Source organism: Streptomyces sp. NRRL S-378, from assembly GCF_000720645.1.
Taxonomy (GTDB): Bacteria; Actinomycetota; Actinomycetes; order Streptomycetales; family Streptomycetaceae; genus Streptomyces.
The window spans coordinates 1-306 of sequence record NZ_JOBX01000221.1; the positions used below are offsets into that span (position 1 = coordinate 1).

The 306-nt window shown below is 69.6% G+C and carries 1 protein-coding gene; it reads left to right on the top strand.

What is annotated here, in order from left to right:
- Window positions 1-252, top strand: a 252-nt coding sequence (locus IH80_RS0138565) for a DUF6507 family protein (protein ID WP_030966587.1), incomplete at its 5' end; no start/stop codon positions are given.
- Between the last annotated feature and the right edge of the window lie 54 nt (window positions 253-306).

Genomic DNA, 306 nt, shown 5'->3' on the forward strand with positions numbered 1-306 from the left:
GTGCCGGTGGGGGCGCCGCCTTTGTCGCAGAAGGCGATGGGGCCGGTCGCGGCTGCCCTGGGCGAGTACCTGACGGCCCGGAAGCCGGAGTTCAAGTCGATGGCGGAGCGGATCGAGGCGTGCATTCTCGGCGCGGTCAAGGCCACGAACGAGTACCTGGAGGGCGACCTGGACCAGGCCAAGGCCGCCCAGGACGCGGCGAAGTCGGTGAATCTCGACATTCTGCGTGAGAAGCCGGGGGGCAAGAAGTGAGCGGGGACGCGCCGGTCGATCCGGCCGAGGTGCCGGTCTTCACCGGGAACCTGG